General features: G+C 43.8%; 14 protein-coding genes. 5 read left to right on the forward strand and 9 right to left on the reverse strand.

What is annotated here, in order from left to right; all coding sequences use genetic code 11:
• Positions 1–629 precede the first annotated feature (629 nt).
• The 5 genes from map to QZY95_RS04185 form a co-directional block, all read right to left on the reverse strand.
• The gene (gene map, locus QZY95_RS04165; RefSeq protein WP_290919667.1) at positions 630–1,409 is read right to left on the reverse strand and encodes a type I methionyl aminopeptidase; all 780 of its coding nucleotides are present in this window, start codon (positions 1,407–1,409) and stop codon (positions 630–632) included.
• A gap of 229 nt (positions 1,410–1,638) precedes the next feature.
• Positions 1,639–2,247: a hypothetical protein gene (locus QZY95_RS04170; protein ID WP_290919669.1), complete on the reverse strand. Its 609-nt coding sequence runs from the start codon at positions 2,245–2,247 to the stop codon at positions 1,639–1,641.
• Positions 2,248–2,408: 161 nt separating this feature from the next.
• Positions 2,409–2,780 carry a hypothetical protein gene (locus QZY95_RS04175; RefSeq protein ID WP_290919671.1) on the reverse strand — a complete coding sequence of 124 codons (372 nt, stop codon included), beginning with the start codon at positions 2,778–2,780 and terminating at the stop codon, positions 2,409–2,411.
• 100 nt (positions 2,781–2,880) lie between these two features.
• The gene (locus QZY95_RS04180) at positions 2,881–3,522 is read right to left on the reverse strand and encodes a chloramphenicol acetyltransferase (RefSeq protein WP_290919673.1); all 642 of its coding nucleotides are present in this window, start codon (positions 3,520–3,522) and stop codon (positions 2,881–2,883) included.
• Positions 3,523–3,781: 259 nt separating this feature from the next.
• Entirely contained in the window at positions 3,782–3,985 is a 204-nt protein-coding gene (locus tag QZY95_RS04185; protein ID WP_290919675.1) for a hypothetical protein, read from the reverse strand.
• Positions 3,986–4,309: 324 nt separating this feature from the next.
• Here QZY95_RS04185 and QZY95_RS04190 point away from each other — a divergent pair, with 324 nt between their 5' ends.
• Both QZY95_RS04190 and QZY95_RS04195 read left to right on the forward strand, forming a co-directional pair.
• The gene (locus QZY95_RS04190) at positions 4,310–4,741 is read left to right on the forward strand and encodes a hypothetical protein (RefSeq protein ID WP_290919677.1); all 432 of its coding nucleotides are present in this window, start codon (positions 4,310–4,312) and stop codon (positions 4,739–4,741) included.
• Positions 4,742–5,090: 349 nt separating this feature from the next.
• The gene (locus QZY95_RS04195) at positions 5,091–5,753 is read left to right on the forward strand and encodes an HAD family hydrolase (RefSeq protein WP_290919679.1); all 663 of its coding nucleotides are present in this window, start codon (positions 5,091–5,093) and stop codon (positions 5,751–5,753) included.
• A 68-nt stretch (positions 5,754–5,821) separates the two neighbouring features.
• Here QZY95_RS04195 and cutC read toward each other — a convergent pair whose 3' ends face one another.
• The 4 genes from cutC to QZY95_RS04215 form a co-directional block, all read right to left on the reverse strand.
• Positions 5,822–8,236: a choline trimethylamine-lyase gene (cutC, locus tag QZY95_RS04200; RefSeq protein ID WP_290919681.1), complete on the reverse strand. Its 2,415-nt coding sequence runs from the start codon at positions 8,234–8,236 to the stop codon at positions 5,822–5,824.
• A gap of 308 nt (positions 8,237–8,544) precedes the next feature.
• Positions 8,545–10,023, reverse strand: a complete 1,479-nt coding sequence (locus QZY95_RS04205; RefSeq protein ID WP_290919683.1) for a tripartite tricarboxylate transporter permease — start codon at positions 10,021–10,023, stop codon at positions 8,545–8,547.
• Between the two features lie 11 nt (positions 10,024–10,034).
• Entirely contained in the window at positions 10,035–10,499 is a 465-nt protein-coding gene (locus tag QZY95_RS04210; RefSeq protein ID WP_290919685.1) for a tripartite tricarboxylate transporter TctB family protein, read from the reverse strand.
• 6 nt (positions 10,500–10,505) lie between these two features.
• Entirely contained in the window at positions 10,506–11,447 is a 942-nt protein-coding gene (locus QZY95_RS04215; protein ID WP_290919687.1) for a tripartite tricarboxylate transporter substrate binding protein, read from the reverse strand.
• A 558-nt stretch (positions 11,448–12,005) separates the two neighbouring features.
• Between QZY95_RS04215 and QZY95_RS04220 the strand changes: the two genes are divergently transcribed.
• The 3 genes from QZY95_RS04220 (at position 12,006) to QZY95_RS04230 (ending at position 17,304) form a co-directional block, all read left to right on the forward strand.
• The gene (locus tag QZY95_RS04220; protein WP_290919689.1) at positions 12,006–13,358 is read left to right on the forward strand and encodes an extracellular solute-binding protein; all 1,353 of its coding nucleotides are present in this window, start codon (positions 12,006–12,008) and stop codon (positions 13,356–13,358) included.
• 197 nt (positions 13,359–13,555) lie between these two features.
• Positions 13,556–15,952, forward strand: coding sequence for an ATP-binding protein (locus QZY95_RS04225; protein WP_290919691.1), 2,397 nt, complete (start codon positions 13,556–13,558; stop codon positions 15,950–15,952).
• Between the two features lie 2 nt (positions 15,953–15,954).
• Complete coding sequence (locus tag QZY95_RS04230; RefSeq protein ID WP_290919693.1) at positions 15,955–17,304, forward strand: sigma-54 dependent transcriptional regulator; 1,350 nt, start codon at positions 15,955–15,957, stop codon at positions 17,302–17,304.
• Positions 17,305–17,502 lie beyond the last annotated feature (198 nt).

Below are 17,502 nucleotides of genomic sequence, written 5' to 3' on the forward strand. Positions count from 1 at the left end.
CAGCATCATATGATCTACGTTTTCGGACACTCACTTTCATCTCCTCTTTCATTCAGGATAATGGCTTAACTATGTGTCCACAAGTTTGTAGCAGGATCAGCCCTAAAGTTTTTTAATAAGCTTAAGGAGTAGTTAATGCGTTACTAAGTTTTTTTATTACAAAAGAAGGGCATATGTTTTAGCTGGGCCGTTATGTCGAGTCTAAATATCTCTTTTGGGGATATGTATAAACACAACATCCCCTCACGTATTGAAGGGCGTTGTAGTGAAGTCAGCTTACTCTTAATAATATAAATATGTTACCGAAGGCTTGATTGCAGAACGTAAGCGAGTTGGAATGACTCAAGTTCAGTTGGCAAGCAGTTGAAGACTCCAGTCTTTTGTTCAAAGACTGAAAACAGAGAGCGTCGTCTTGATATTGTGGAATTTTTTTATATTTGTAGAGTGATGGGTAAAGACGGTGTTGAGATTTTGCGGGCAGCTGGTGTGTGTAAAGGGAAGCCATCAAATTTGAAGAGATAGATACGTGCAAGTATGCTATAAGAAAATAACAGCTCCATAAAGTAAACTTAATGGAGCTGTTGTCGTGTAATCAAAATTGTCTTTTAGAATATTGAAAGTAATGCCTGCTACATTGCCCAACCTTCGCCGTTGGCGCCACATGTGAGTACTTCAGCCCCAGAAGCTGTAACTGCAATGCAGTGTTCAAAGTGCGCGGATGGCTTACGGTCTGTAGTAACAACAGTCCAATGGTCTTTAAGAGTTTCAGTTGTCTTAACGCCTGCGTTGACCATTGGTTCCACTGCAATAACAAGTCCTTGCCTCAGTTTGAAGTCACTGAGATGCTTAGTGTAGTAGTTTGGAACCTGCGGCGCCTCCCAAAGACCTTCACCAATGCCATGTCCAACAAAATTTTCGACAACAGAAAATCCCGCATTTCGAGCATGCTTTGCCATTTTTTTAGCAACAACACTCCACTTTATGCCGGGCTTAATTTCTTTGATCGCAATGTTCAGGCATTGTTCTGTGACCATCATTAAGTTGCTTTTTTCAGCGTCAACTTTGCCAATAGCGTGGGTGCATGCGCAGTCTGAGCACCAACCATTTAGACGTACTCCAATGTCAATGCTCAAAATATCACCATCAATAAGCTTGCGGCTAGATGGGATGCCGTGAACGACTTCCTCATTAACAGACATGCAGCATCCAGCAGGAAAAGGCGTTTTTCCGGGAACTCCCTTGAAGAGGGGAATAGCATTGTTTGAGGTAATAAAATTTTCTACCTCTGTATTAATTTCTGCGGTTGTAATACCTGGTTCTGCCATCTCTTTGGCAATCATATGAGCTTTATGAAGCAGTAATCCTGACTTACGCATAAGCTCAATTTCTTTTTTATGTTTTAAAATCATTTAAGTAGCTCCGAAAGGATATCATAAAGCAGTCAGGCTACGCTTACTTCTATTTAAGTCAATAAAATTAAGTAGAAAAGAGAAAGGCGAGAAAGTTGCTATAGTGGGTTTAGCCTATGTTGTTGACATATTGCACTGTTATGATCAGGGATGTGTTTAGCAAGTGCGTTATATGATTGCGAGTGGAAAAGGTGTTGAATAGTAACAGGCGGTTAGTTAATCGATTTTTTTATTTTTTATAGTATTCACGAAATTTTGCATACGGAAAATGGACCATTTTCAGTGGGATGTTTAATTTCTTTGCGATAATTGGCACCAGCGTGTCAGTATCTACGATATAACAATCTTTGTATTCAGGGTCAGGAATCATGTAGTCTTCTTCAAGCTCCCACCATAAGTTATCAACTCGGTAATATTCAGCTGGTGGCATTTTTCCTGCTATTGTATTAACTAGCCACTCAAATTTATTTCCGTGAGACCCCATCTTATCTTTTGCAAAGACTGCATCTGCTAATACTCCATGAGGAGAGGCAAAGGCTATAACGGTAATGACCTGTAGATCTTCTTCAGGGTATTGTTCACTCAGTTTATTAAGTGTTTCCCATGCAGCTTTGATAACGGTATGTGCATATTGTTCTGGAGTACTTTGGAGATGATTTGGAACAAAAATTTCCATATATACAGTCCCTCGATCAAAAAAGATGCCGTGGTTAAGCTCTTCAACAGTATAGGGAACTGCCTTGCTCATATTAGGTTTTGTATAGCCATGCGCTGTGGCTGTGAAACCCAAGATTACGCCTGCTAGAATAAAGGACAATAGTATGTGATTTTTCATCACGACCTAATTCCTACTGGTACTACAGATTGAATGAAATCTACATGAATAGTTAGTTTCTGAAATAAAAAAGGAATTACTTTTGCTGTATTAGATGGCTAGATAAAGGCTGTCATGACAGATTGCTTCTAATTTTATGTCTGACTTTCTTTCAATATATCTATTCAATTTTCTTTTTGAATATTTTCAAGTCTCTTACCTAGAAGAGTGAAAGAAGCTATTGCTGCAATACTACAAGCTGCAAGGACACCAAACGTTTGCCAGAGCGTAATATCTGAAAGGGCAGGTGTGGATAATATAAAGTTACCACAACCCCAAAGAAGAGTCTCAAAACAAAGAATGGCGGCAATAATACCGCTTTGAGCAAGAGGACTTGGTGCGTATTCTTTGTTTTCCATATTGTAGCTTATTGCGACAACAATGGTGAAGAGCACTATGTTGAATAGTACCCATAAGTTGATAGGCAAAATAGCAATTGTTACTAAGGGAGTAAGTACAAGCAGGAAGATCAGGGATAGCGAGACCTTTTCTTTCATTTTTTGAGTCCTAAGCCTTGAGTGTTGTAAGCAGCTTGGTTGCTATACCTAACTTTGCGAAAATTTTAAAGTGCGGCTTGTTTTGAAAGAAAATCTATATTTATTTGTTGTTGTAATTCGGTGTGATGTACTGATGTTTTACAATAAATTCTTCAATAGAAAGATGTTGAAAGTCTGGAAGAGTTTTCTTGATTTTTGCATGATCCCAATCCCACCATGCCAGTTGAAGTAACGCGTTACGGATTTCTTTTGTGAACCTGTAACGAAGGTGCCGTGCTGGTGTTCCTACAACGATTGAATATGGTTCAACATCTTTAGTTACAACGGTTCCTGCACCAATAACGGCGCCTGTTCCTATTTTTCGTCCTGGAAGAATAACTGCACCATGTCCGATCCACACATCATGACCTATTGTGATGTTATCTTTACGTCGCCAATCAAAAAAAGCGGTATCATCATTTCCCATTCCGTATGTTGAACAACGATATGTGAAATGATGCTGTGAAGCTCGCCACATGGGGTGATTGCTTGGATTAATGCGCACATGGGACGCAACAGAGCAAAATTTACCAAGCTGTGTATACATAAGATCTGAGTCGTTCATGACATAGCTGTAATCATCCAGGCAGCATTCAACCAATTGGGCGCGTGCTGCGATCTCTGTCCATTCTCCAAGTTTACTGTTTATAATTTTAGCTGTTGGGTGCACTTGTGAAGTTGAAAAAGATTGCATTGATTCCATAGTATCTCCTCTTGCGGTGGGTAATAAAGAATGCTTCTGTGCATTGCCGTTATTGCAGTAGATACTCGTAGCATGTTAATTTTACATTGTTATCTCGATTTGATGACAAGTGCGGTTGTATTTCTGCCATGCACGGCTGTATTGACTTTTAATACATTGATTATGCGCTATTACTGTGGATAGCTGGGGGAAGTGCAAAGACAAAAGAAAAAGCAACGGAATTTGTTCCGTTGCTTTTTCTTTTAGATAGGATTGGTTGCTAGAGTGATTCACAGTCATGTGCAACTTTGAATTCACACTCAGCTTCAATGGGCGGGGTACCCGTCGCATCAGCAGTAATAAGATTTTGTTCTGGGTTGCTCATGATTATGTTGAAGCAGGCTTCACAGATTATTTTTGAAGGATATGCTTCACCATCTTTTTCAGCGCACATGTCCGCAGAAACTTGAACATATTTTTTCATAGAAGTTCCCCTTACACGTTATAGGTGCAGATAAGTCTATAACTTACTAATAGCATATGTTTTTTTTAATAACCAGATGGTTAGTGTTTGCAGACATCCATCGTTAGGTAGTTATTTGCTATGTGGCTTAATAACTAAATTATGAATTACAGTGGTTTAGTTGTTTTATTTAGTAGTGCTTTTGAGTACGGTGTGCGTGTTTGATGGATGTATTTTACTTCCGAAGCAATAGAGTGTGCGCAGTTAGCTGCATAGCTGCTGCACGAGTTATTTGGTGGACTTTAATACGTTGGGCATTGTTATGCCGTAAAAAAAGGGGGGGCTGTGTCTGATAATAAAGAGCTTATGAAACGAATCCGTAACGCGAGATTAAATGTTTTTTTTGGGCTGCCGTTGGCTATTTTTGTTTCGTTTTATGGATGGGAAAAAGTGAAATTCCTGTTTGGGGTCGGACAACCGGACGTTGTATATTACTGTTCATTTTCGATGACGGCAGCAACAACAATTATCGCGTTGTTTCCGGTCTTCATTACAAGCGGTTGGTATGTGACAAAGCAAAGAGAAGTTCCAAGTTCTTTAGAGAAAATTCTTAAAGATATATTCACAGTAACTTTTTTAAGTTGGATTTTGTTAGCGTTTCCTTTTCATATGTATGCAACAGCAAAACTGGAAGAGAGTAATTATATTCGCTGTCCACAGTATTATATGCGAGGAGTGTATCCATATGCTCTTGATAAGTCTTTTTGTCCTAACTGATGCTATGTAAAAATGTATCAACTGGTTATAAGGGCAAGATTTTTTTGAATATGGTGTTGGTGGGGACAAAGCGCTTAATACCAGCTAGGTTACTATCCAGTATTGCTTCATATTGTATAAAAATCAGTAGAAAGCGTTTACAGTGATACGGTTTGCTCAACTGTTCGTGTACGTACAGATTTACGTTATCACACGTACTTGGTACAGAGTGCTGGAGTATTTCTTGAGGCTGAGAGAGCAAGTATTTTACCTTGCAGCCGCGAGTTATGCATAGTCTGAATATGGTTGAATAGAGTTGTATCGTTAAATGAACCCATAGGCTGCCTATGGTTGAATAAAGGTATGGATAATGAACAGTTCTTTTGAGTTTTCTGCTGCCATTTTTGATTTGGACGGCACACTTCTGTACACTTTGGAAGAAATTGCCGCAGCAACAAATGCTGCTTTAGTTCGAAGAGGATACCCTGAACATCCTGTAAGTGCGTACCGTCATTTTGTAGGCTCCGGTGCAAAAAAACTTGCATGGCGTGCGCTTCCAGAAGATAAACAAAATGAAGAAGAATTTGAGGCGTTGTATCCGTTTGTCATCGAAGAATTTGAGCGGTTGCTGAATACAATTGCCCGCCCATATGATGGTGTTGTTGATATGCTGCACGCTTTTTCTGCTGCCGGAAAGAAACTTGCAGTCCTGTCTAATAAGCCTGATGAGTTGACTAAGCTGGTGGTGAAAGAGTTTTTGCCGGAAATTGAATTTGTCGCAGTGCAGGGTGGACGTGCAGACGTGCCGCTTAAACCTGCACCGGATAGTGCTTTAAATGTAGCAGCTACAATGGAGCTGGCTCCTGAGCAGATTATTTTTGTCGGTGACTCAGATGTAGATATGAATACAGCCCGTAATGCCGGAATGATTCCTGTTGGCGCAGGATGGGGCTTTCGCGGAGCAGATGAACTGGCAGCAGCAGGTGCAGCTGTTGTGCTGAGTGAGCCGTCAGAGTTAAAGAGCCTGCTTTAGTTCTGAGAAGATATATATAAGAAAAGAGGAAGGAGCAGTGCTTCTTCCTCTTTTTTGTTTAACGAGTATTAATCCAGCATGGTGCGGCTGATAATTTCATCCTGTACTTCTTTGCACAGTTCAACGAAAAATGCACTGTACCCTGCAACGCGAACCATGAGTCCACGATATTCTTCAGGATTCTTCTGTGCTTTGATGAGTGATTCATTATCAAGGTAGTTGAACTGCATTTGGGCATTACCAAGAATGGAAGCCGTTTGTAGCAGCGCTATAAGACCCTCTCGTCCTTGGGAAGTGTCTAAAGACCCTTTGAGCAGTTTAAAGTTGTGAGCCATACCAAGACTCATGGACTCAATATTGATTTTGCCTACTGAGTTTACAATAGCTGTAGGGCCTTGTGTGTCCGCTCCCTGTGACGGGCTCATGCCATCTGATAACGGAGCATACGCCTGACGTCCGTTCGGAGTTGCTGCAATCATTTCCCCAAGTGGAGTGTTGAAGGATTGGGAAAGCGTTCCGTGAATTAAGTGAGCATAGAGTGTTTTATGCTGGTTGCTTGTTTTTTCAGTAAAGTCCACAATATCAGCTGCAATATGATCAGCGTAATCGTTGTCGTTACCGTATTTAGGAGCATTAAGACATTCGCTCTGTAACTCTTCAAAGCCTTTCCAGTTTGCATCCATCGCCTGTTTAATTTCAGCAAGTGTGTATTTCTTATCATCAAAGACCAGTTTTTTAATCGCTGCCATACTGTCAACATATGTGCCTAATCCTGCGAAGATTGTTCCCGGGCCACCGTAAAGAACAGCACCACCGGCAGTAACGTCTTTCCCGCTCTGCATACAGCCGTCAACAAAGAGAGACATATATGGGGTAGGCATGCGATCGCGCACTAGTTTTTGGTTAATGATCGTTCCTTTTGCTGTGAGCTTCAGGATGTGAGCAATCTGTTGTTTTACCGCTGCATCAAATTCTTCGTATGAGGTGAACTGAGAAAGGTCGCCTGTTTCTAAACCGGCTTTGCCGCCATAAGATTGTAGCACGCCATTGTTGAAAACGAATTCAATGGCAATCGGCCATTGTGTAAAACCACCTGCTGTCCATTGGTGAATTCGACCAGATTTCTGTGGTTCGACACATCCCATAAGGCAGTAGTCATGGGCATCTTCAAAATCAAAACCTTTCCGTAGCATCATTTTGATATGAGCATCATCGAAGTGACAAGCAGGCATGCCTCCACCGGCTTTAATGACATCAACAATTTTTTGCAGATACTTTTTAGGGGATTGGTTGTGAATACGGCAGGCAAGAGATGGCTGGTATACTCCAACCTTACTTACGGCATCCATGACCAGGTAGGTTAATGCGTTTGTTCCGTCACCGCCGTTACGTTTTATTCCACCGACACAAACGTTAATAAACGGCATGTATCCGGCAAAATACTTTGCGGTAGCACTTGGTGTGTACCAGATCATTTCAGAACATTTGAGGATGAAACAGCAGAGCAGGTCAAATGCTTCCTGCTCTGTCAGGCGACCGGATTTCATATCAGCAATGAAGCATGGGAAAAGATACTGATCTAGGCGGCCTAAAGAAGTGCTGCACTGGTTTTCTTCAAGTAAAAACAAAGACTGAATTGTCCAGATAGCTTGAAGCGCTTCATGGAAATTTTTTGGAGGATTTGCAGGAACAGCAGCGTTTACTTCTGCAATGCATTCCAGTTCTGCCTTACGAACAGGATTTGTTTCTTTTTCTGCTAACTCAAAAGCATATTTTGAAATGCGCTTAGCATAGAGTAAGATGCCTTCACAGGTTTCAATTGCAGCTTCGTAGTAGTGCCTTTGTTCAAGAGAGGCATCAGCGCTATCGGCTAATGTTGATAATTTCTCTTCTGCCTCAGCCTTCACCCCGTTGATACCTTTTGTAAACAGGATGATGTCATATCCCGGGCTGGTGTCACCGCCACCACTGGTGTGATGATAGCTCAGATCACTTACAAAGGCTTCTGCCGAGAACTCCCATAGTCCGTGTTTCTTAAATTCTTTTTCACATGCTTCATCAATTGATTTGCCCTCCCAAAATGGGAACAGCTCTTCGCGCATGACCGTTTTATCTGCTTCTGAAATTTCATAAGGATCTTGAGGGCGTGTGCCTATGGTGTCCAGTTCATCATGGAGCCATTTCCACGCTGTATCTGGAGAAAATGCGCCTGCGCGCGCTTTGCCACAAGGATGTCCGACAATAAGTTCATCATCTTGGATGGTCATGGGTGCTGTTTCGCAAGCTCTGCGGAATCCTTTAGCTCTGCGAAGGCTGGCTGGAAGATGGGAAAATTCTTTTTCGATTTCTGTATATGCCAATGCACGACCTATAGTGATGCTTGGTTTTACAGCGAGGTATGCTTCTTTACGCGAAATAATTCTATCAGAAAGAGTGTAACTACCTGTGGAATCAGTCGAGGTGGGGGCTGGTACGTTTGTCATACAATGAATCCTTTGTGCTGCGAGGTTGAACCGTATTCGGGATGCGGCGATCCTCGTGAAGAAATTCAAAAAATGGGAACCATAGAGTTGGGGGCTACAGTTTATGGGCCACTATAGCGACGGAGATATTTTTGTGAAGCCCCTGCCGTAGGGGGACTCTTAAAAAAAGAAGCATGTAAAAAAGAAACCCCCTGTATCCAAAAGATACAGGGGGACAAGTCAAAGCGTTCACTCTAGTCGATATATATTTTCTGCCGGTGTAGGGAGGCGGCAGATTTCTTCATGTGAAGAACTAGCAGTGTGGCGTGTTACGCTGACTTCATGCGGTGCTTTTTAATGATATTAAGGAGTGGCGGCACAAGCAGCAGGAAGGTAATGAGCCACAGGGCAAGAGCCTGCGGGCTTTCAAAGAAGATAGCCGCGCTGCCTCTGCTCATAATGAGTGCCTGAGCAAAACCTGTTTCTGCAATCGGACCAAGAATGAGTCCGAGAATAAGTGCCCCGAGGGAGAAGCCGGTTTTGTGCAGAAGAACGGCTCCAACTCCGAAAAGCAGACAAAGGAAAACATCAAGTACACTGTTGTTCATGGAGTATGACCCCAGAACGGAGAACAGGCATACAACCGGAATCAGCAGCTCAGTCGGAGTGAGAGAGATTCGGGCAAAGTACGGTGCCATGTACAGTCCCAGTATCAGGAAAATGATGTTTGCAATGAAAAGTGAGAAGATGAATGCATAGGTCATTGGACCATATGTTGTGAACAGCTCAGGCCCCGGAATAAGACCATGAACAAGCAATCCGCCAAGCAGGGCTGCCGCTACGCTGTTTCCGGGAATACCGAGAGTCAGTGTAGGAACAAGGGAGCCGCCCACGCAGCCGTTGTTACCGGCTTCAGCAGCAGCAATGCCTTCAGGGTTGCCATTGCCGAACAGTTCCGGTTTCTTGGAACGGCGTCGTGCAATGTTGTAGGAAAGGAACGCTGCGATAGTTGCGCCTTCACCCGGAAGGATACCTACAAGAGTACCGGTAAAGGAACCCATGCTGATAAATTTGAAAATCCCTTTCGGAAGAGGTTCACGTTTGATTTCTGTAACAAGTTCAGCATTGTCTACAACGCTTTTTTTACCGGTAAGGGTCAGCATCTGAGAGATGGAGAACATACCGATAAGAACCGGCATGAATGCAACACCGTCATACAGGTCTGTGAGTCCTGCGGTGTAGCGGAGCATACCGGAGATAGGATCTGTGCCTACAACAGCAATAATAAGACCGATGATACCGGAGATGAGTGACTTTATCAGACCGGTTTTTTCATCTGTCATAGAGACAAGACCTGCAAGGCCGAGGATGGCAAGCAGGAAATATTCTGGCGGACCGAAAGTAAGTGCGAACTGGGCGAGAATTGGTGCCAGAATTAACAAAATGATTGTTGAGAAAACACCCCCGACGCAACTGGCAATAACAGACACTTTAAGTGCCAGACCTGCGCGCCCTTGCTGTGTCATAGGGTAGCCTTCCAGCGCGGTGGCAACTGCTGCCGGAGTACCCGGTGTGCGCAGCAGAATAGCCGGAATGGAACCGCCGTACATTGCGCCACAGTAAACACCGCCCATAAGTACGAGACCGATGAGGGGATCAAGGGTGAATGTAACAGGAATAAGCAGAGCAACTGCCATGGTTGCAGTAAGCCCCGGCATACCGCCGATAACAACGCCGGACACTGTTCCAAGAAGTACAGCAAGTAATGGCATTGGTGCCATTAAAGAAGAAAGAGATTCTAAGATCATAGGATGTATCCTTATCCGAACAGACTACTTGTCGGGAGAAAAACCCCAAGCAATTTCTCGAAAACGAGGTAAACGAAAAGCAGGATGCCAATAGTTGTGACACCGAAATGAAGCGGTTTTCGTGCTCCAAGCAGAAGCATAGCAGTCGGAAGAAATATTGCAGAAGCCAGATAGAACCCTAAGAATTCAAAAGAGGCAGCGTAGATGAATAACAGGATGCACAGTCCCCAGAATCGTCGAGGTGCTTCCGCCATGTTAAGTGCGGCAGTTTGGCTGTCTTGTTCTTTTTTCTTGTTTTTAGAAGTAATAAACAATTCTGCAAGGCACAAAACACCAAGACAGATTGCAAGAAAACGAACATATGCGGCTGTCGAACCCTGAACGAATTTCGGGTACGCTGCGGTGCTGTTGTAAAGCAGCACCGCAAGTACCAAAAATCCGCCGAGAAGCAGTAACTCAGCAAATCTTTTTGTCATATTCTATTACCAAGGGTTCTTATCGTAGAAGGACTGAGTTTCTACCTGAAGACCTTCGAGGTATGTACGGTAATCAGCACCGGACATAGGAAGGCGGCTGTACACGTTCTTTTTGCAGTCTGCGATAAAGTCAGGGTCGTTGTTAACTTTTACGAGCAGGTCGTCGAGTTTAGCAAGAATGTCTTTATCAATGCCGGCTGGAGCAACAAAACCGCGAGTTGCAGTCATGTTAACGTCGTAACCCTGCTCAGCAGCAGTTTTTACGTCAGGAAGAACCTGGGAGCGTTCTTTGTTAAGAAGAGCGATAACGCGAGCGGTGCCAGCTTTGTGCTGAGCCTGCATCTGAGAAAGGTTCATGATGCTTGCGTCTGCATGGTTACCAAGGATGAGTGCTTTCTGCTCTGTAGAACCTTTGGTTGGAAGCAGGTTGAATTCAACGCCTGCTTTCTTTTCAAATTTCTTTGCAGCGATGAAGTCGTCAGAACCGATGCCGTTAACAGCAACTGTAAGCGGGTTTTCTTTTGCTGCTTTGATAAAGCCTGCAAGGTCGGTGATAGGGCTTTCTTTAGGAACAGCGATGAGTAATGGATCGTCAACGCAGTTACCCATTACGTGGAAGCTGTCGAGAGTGTAACGAGCACGTTTTGAAACAACGTGAGATACAATCTGTGTGGTGAAGATCAAACCGATGGTGTGACCGTCGTTTTTCGCACGGGCGATTGCTTCAAAGCCTTTCTGGCCACCGGAGCCAGGGATGTTCTGAACAACAAAGTTTGCGCCGTTCCAGTATTTTTTAGCAGCGTTGATAAAGATACGTGCAGTAGTATCAGTAGAGCCGCCAGCTTTGGATGGAACAACAATAGTGATTGGTTTGCTTGGGTATTCAGCCATAGCATACATAGGGAAGGCAAAAACGAGTGCCATGAGTAATGCTAAAAGTTTTTTCATCACATACTCCGTACGTTGGGTGCGGCATTGTACCGCAGGTTAACGACTACAGCCGGAAATCCATCAGTCGGCAGAATCGTAATTGTACAAAAAAAAAGAGCGTTTCTTACTGCTCCTCCTCTCCTACCGTGACAAAAATTATCACGGTACATCGGCCTATTAACAATTTGTGTGCCATTTTTTATTTCGATTATAACTTGCTGATATAAAGAGGTAAGTTTTTAGGACGTGTGTTTTGTAAACGCTTCCGGCTGGGTCGTTTTTGACACATTGTGAACCATAACGACTCATTCGTTATTTTCAGTTTTAGGTTGAGTATCACAGACTTGTCGTGAGCATGAAAGAAGGTGGGAGCATAGATAAAACAGATGTGTTTTTAGGCAGTATAGTGAAAGAAAAGAAGGCGGCATTCTTGACCCACCTTGCAAATGTTTTTATAACCCACTCAGCTAACCTTTTTATAGTGTTTTTGCATTAATTTTTAGTGGGTTATGAGTTTTGTGCCCTGATGCTTGTACACTGTTTCTTCTGGTTTGCAGTATTATCTGGAGGTACACAATGTACACTGGCTGTCAAAGGGGAGTTCGCTATTTTTACTGGTGCGCGTTGTGCACTGTTGTAACTCTTTTTTTGTGCGGAACGTTTGCTGGTAAAGCAAATGCTGTGGAACAATCCCGCCTGCAAATTTTTACATCGTTTCCCCCTTCCTTTTATGAACCGTTTGTGAAGCGGTTTGAAGTGCTGCACCCTGAAATTGCTGTTTCTATTATGAACAAAAAAACGACTTCCGCCGTGGCAGAATTACTGCGCGGAAATCGTCGCAATTTTGATGTGTTCTGGTCTTCTTCTCCGGATGCCTTTGAGATTTTGAAGCAGGGTAAGTTGTTAAAACGAACAGTGCATGGCCGACAGTACAAGACTGTCGCTGTGGATGGTTTTTCTGTGGATGATCCTGACGGGTTTTATTACGGATTCGCGTTATCAGCTGTGGGATGGATGTGGAACCAGTCGTACCTCGAAAGAGAAGGGGTAGAACCACCAAAACGGTGGGAAGATATCGCGGATTCTAAATATTACAGTCATGTTGTTATGACCAGTCCATCACGTTCCGGTACGACACATCTTATTGTTGAAAGTATCTTGCAAAAGATGGGGTGGGAAAAAGGCTGGGCGTACCTGTTACGAATGTCAGGAAATCTTGTAACGCTTTCTGCTCGCAGTTTCAGTGTGACAGAAGGGGTTAGAGGTGGATTGTATGGGGTCGGCTTGGTGATAGATATTCTTGGCCGCGCACCGGATGCAGAAAGTGTCCATTTTCAATACGGAGAGCCTGCTCTTTTAACACCTGCCGGAATAGGAATGTTAAAAAATAGCGCAAATACCGCTGAAGCTGAGATGTTTATCAACTTCATGCTGTCTCCGGAAGGGCAGACTATTTTACTTAAGCCGCAAATTTATCGTCTGCCGGTCGCTCAAAGTATGTATGACGACGGTAAGCTGGCAGCCTCGCCTCTCTACAGGTTGATTAAAGCAGGTAAGTCTAGACCATATGACGCATCGTTATCTCAGCGCCGATACAATCTGGTAAACAATATTTTTGAAGAGTTTATTACATATCGATTGTTAGAGCGGCGTCAGCTGTGGAAGCGCATGCTTCTTTTGGAACGTGAATATGATTCGGACGATCTGTCTTTACTGGTGACGAAAAAGGAATTTTGCAGGTTACTTAGTGAGGTACCAGTTACTGACCTACAGAGTAGGGATGCATCTTTTAATACCATGTTTCATAATTCGTACACCGGTACACCAAAGAGTGCAGAACGCCAGAAAATGATTTTGAAATGGCAGCAATTTATTGATGATAGATTTGCAAAAGCCAATGCCCTGCTCGATGCTGTAAAAAGGAAGTAGGGTAGTATGATTGAATTCGTTTCGTCAACGTATGAGTGCAATCCGCATGATGCAGAGATGTGTCTCTCGCGGGCTGTGATAGTTATAAATTACACCTTCTGCTCGGTATTACAGTTAAAACGGTCTTCTTTTACTGTGTCCTCACTGTTGCACCATGATGCCGTAATCGGGAAGAACAGGACGTTACAGTAAACCTCATGATACAGAAGTTTTTTACAAAGATAGGCATTTGGGAGCGTTTGCTGCTAGCCTTTGGTGCTATTGCGGCGATTACTGTTTTGGCTGTGGTGACTGCATTGTTTCTTTTGGAGATCTCCAGCAATATTTTTGCAACAATTACTGAAAAAAATTTGCCGGAATTAGCTCAGGTTGCCGATGTAGCCGAAACTAGCGGGCAGATAATTGCTATTGCTCCAAACCTTGCTTCTGCACCGGATGAAGAGACGCAGAGAAAAATTCGGGCAGATCTTGATGCATTGCTGCTGAAATTCCGTGATGAAGTGAATCTTTTGGAATCAACAAATCCGGATGTTAGAAGGGAGATTGATGATCTTCTGATTCGGCTAAACGACAACTTGTTCTCTTTACAGATAGTGGTTGCAGATCGCTTGGATGAAGAACGGCGTCTTCAACGGCATATTGAACGACTACGGTGGCTTTATTCTGACATGCTGGAAGAGATTGAGCCCTTGAGTCAGGATCTCAATTACAACTTAGATGCTGAGATTGATCGTATCCGCGGGGCAGTCGGGCAGGGGGAAAAAAACGTTTCCGCTGCAAGAGTTCGATCAAACCGGATGTTCAAAAGAGTTGTAGACCGGATAGGTAATGGCGGTGATTTACTTGTAAGTCTTTTGTTACAAGCCTCTTCAGCGCAGACTGAAGCTCATGTAGATAACTTGGCGGCGCTTGCCAGCGATACGATCGCTTCTTTACGACTTAATTTGGAGCACTTTTCAGATGAAGCGAGTGCGTTAACGTTGCGGCAGGTTTTTTCCGAAGTGTTGTCGCGTGCTGAGGGGACAGACGGCGTCTTTGCTTTGAAAAAACGTATCCTTTCCAATACGATAAAAGGTCAGGATATTCTTGCAGAGAACACTCGCATTGTTGGGCAACTGCGTTCTGCAATAAGAAAGATTGTAACACGTACGCAGGATGATGCGCTTAGAGCTGCAGCAATGACAACTGTGAAGCTTGAACGTGCCCGCTGGGCACAGTTGGGATTAGTGCTTTTCAGTTTAATTATTGCTTCATGCGTATTGTGGTTTTATGTGCGGGGCAGCATTGTTGCACGATTAAACGCCTTGGCAAACAGCATGCAGGCAATTGCCGGCGGCGATCTTCATTATTCAATTCCGGAAGCCGGTGGCGATGAGATTGGTAAGATGGCAGGGGCATTGCGCGTCTTTCGCGACACTGCTCAAGAGGTTGAAGAAGCAAACGCACAGGCAATTATCGACAACGCAGCTGTTGGATTGGTCATTGCCGAACGTGATGGTGTCATCCGTTTCGCGAACTCCATGGCGGCTAACCTTTTCACGTCTGAGCTTCAATCCATGGTCGGGCAGTCGTTATCTACATTTGTTTCAACAGCCGATAAGCAGGCATTTAGCGATTCATGCCGTCTCGCCTTTTTAAACGAGGATGACGAACAGGTTGTTGCCATGTATCAAGGCGTGCGCCAAGGTGAAAAAGAGTTTCCAGTAGAAGTGGTGATTCGCCCGGTTGAACAGCGAATGCAGCGACGCCTGATGGTTACATTGCATGACGTTACTGAGCGTGAAAAATCGCAGGAGCTTCTTCAGAAAAGAGTACGTCAGAAGACAGATCATTTAAGCAAAATTAACGTAAAGCTTCGTCAGGAAGTTCGCGAACGGCGCAGAGTACAGGACGAGCTTGTACAAGCTGGAAAACTTGCCGCTTTGGGACAATTATCTGCCGGAATTGCGCATGAGCTTAATCAGCCGCTGTCTGCAATCAGATATTATCTGCATAATGCCCGTTTATTATTGGAACGGGGAAAACTTGATATGCATCAGCAAAATATTGATAAAATAGATGAGCTGAGTGAACGAATGGCGGGGATGATTAACCATTTGAAAAAATTTGCTCGTCTTCCTTCCAATAAATTGCATCCTGTTGAGGTGGTGCCGGTCATTGATCAGTCCCTTGCCTTGCTTAAATCACGTATTACCGAGGACAATATTGAGGTCAAGCGGTTGTATGAAGGCAAACAGTATGTCATCGATGCAGAAGATATTCGCCTTGAGCAGGTGCTGGTCAACATCATTGGCAATGCTATTGATGCTATCGGTATGCAGGGTGGGGATGACCGTTTGATTTCCGTTGATGTATTTGATGAAGCCGAAACCGTGACCATCGAGATTGTTGATACTGGAACAGGCATCCCGCCGGAAGTAAAAGAATCGATATTTGATCCGTTCTACACGACCAAGGAAGTCGGGAAAGGGCTTGGTCTTGGTCTTTCCATTTCATATAATATTGTGAAGGATATGAGAGGAGAAATTAGTGCCGCTAACACTGAGCTTGGCGGGACTCAATTTACTCTGTCATTCCAAAAATCTGTTGGATAATTATGACTCCGATTGGTGAAATATATTTAGTCGATGACGAAGCTGAGATTCGACAAGCTTGCCAGCAAACCTTTGAACTTGAAGGGTACGCCATTACGACCTTTAGTTCAGCAGAAGAGGTGTTGCAGCACATTACTCCTGATTGGCTGGGGGTAGTGATTAGTGACGTAAAAATGCCCGGTATGGATGGCTTAACATTGTTGAGCCGCCTTATGGAATTAGCACCTGAGCTGCCGGTTGTTATGCTTACCGGTCATGGGGATGTGCCGATGGCGTTGGAAGCTATTCGTTCTGGCGCGTATGATTTTTTAGAAAAGCCTGCTCCCCCTGAATATCTTATTGAAGTAGCAAAAAGAGCGTTAGAGGCTCGGCGCCTTTGCCTTGAGAACCGTAATTTAAAAGAACGTCTTGCTGTTGATGTTGATTTGGAGTCACGAATCCTTGGTGAATCTCCAGAAATTCTTCAGCTACGGCAGACTGTGAGTGCGTTGGCATCAATTGATGTAGATGTTCTTATTCTTGGTGAAACGGGCGTCGGGAAAGAACTTACAGCGCGTTCTTTGCATGACTGCGGTAACAGGAAAGGTGGGAAGTTTGTTCCCCTCAACTGTTGCGCTATACCAGAAAGTCTCGTCGAAAGTGAATTGTTCGGACATGAGCGCGGTGCATTTACCAACGCCTCAAGTCGACGTATCGGTAAGATTGAATTGGCACAGGGCGGAACTCTTTTCCTTGATGAAGTAGAATCTATGCCGCTCGATATTCAAGTTAAGCTTCTGCGTGCATTGCAGGAGCGTGTTATTGAACGAGTGGGCAGCAATCAGCTTATTCCTGTTGATTTTAGGGTTGTCGCAGCTTCAAAGGTTGATCTTCGTGAGGCTGTAAGTAACGGAACATTCCGTGAAGACTTATTTTTCCGTCTGAATGTTGCGCGTATCAGCGTGCCCCCTCTGCGCGATAGGGCAGGGGACGTCATTCAGTTGTTACATTATTTTATGGCTGTAATGGCAGAGCGGTTCAGCAGGCCTATTCCAGAGCTTGAAGCAGACGTAAGCAAACGCCTTCAGCAGTATTCGTGGCCAGGAAATGTTCGCGAATTGCGTAATGTAGCGCAGCAGTTAGTTCTTGGTCTTCCGCTGGATTTGTCAGGTGAAAGGGTAAGCAATGTTACTGAGCACGCAGCCTCGGAAGGGACGGTGCTTGATGAGCTTGTGGAGGACTACGAGCGGCAGTTGATTGTTGATGCGCTGAACCGGAATGGTGGACGTATTGAAAAGACCGCGTCTGATCTTGGTATTCCTAGAAAACGTTTATATTTACGAATGCGAAAGTATGGTTTGAGAAAAGAATAGCGGAAGAAAAGCCTTCATTAGAATAATGAAGGTTTTTTTATTTGCGCAATAGCGTAGAATAACCCAATGGTATTGGCAGGATAGCTGTTTTTGACTTGCCTGCCGTTTCTTTACCGTTTAGGAGTAAAAAATTATATCTGTCACCATGTTAGCATAAAAAGAAGGGCTTGCGATTAGTACAACATATTAAGGCGGAAA

Source organism: Halodesulfovibrio sp. (assembly GCF_015482765.1).
Taxonomy (GTDB): Bacteria; Desulfobacterota; Desulfovibrionia; order Desulfovibrionales; family Desulfovibrionaceae; genus Halodesulfovibrio.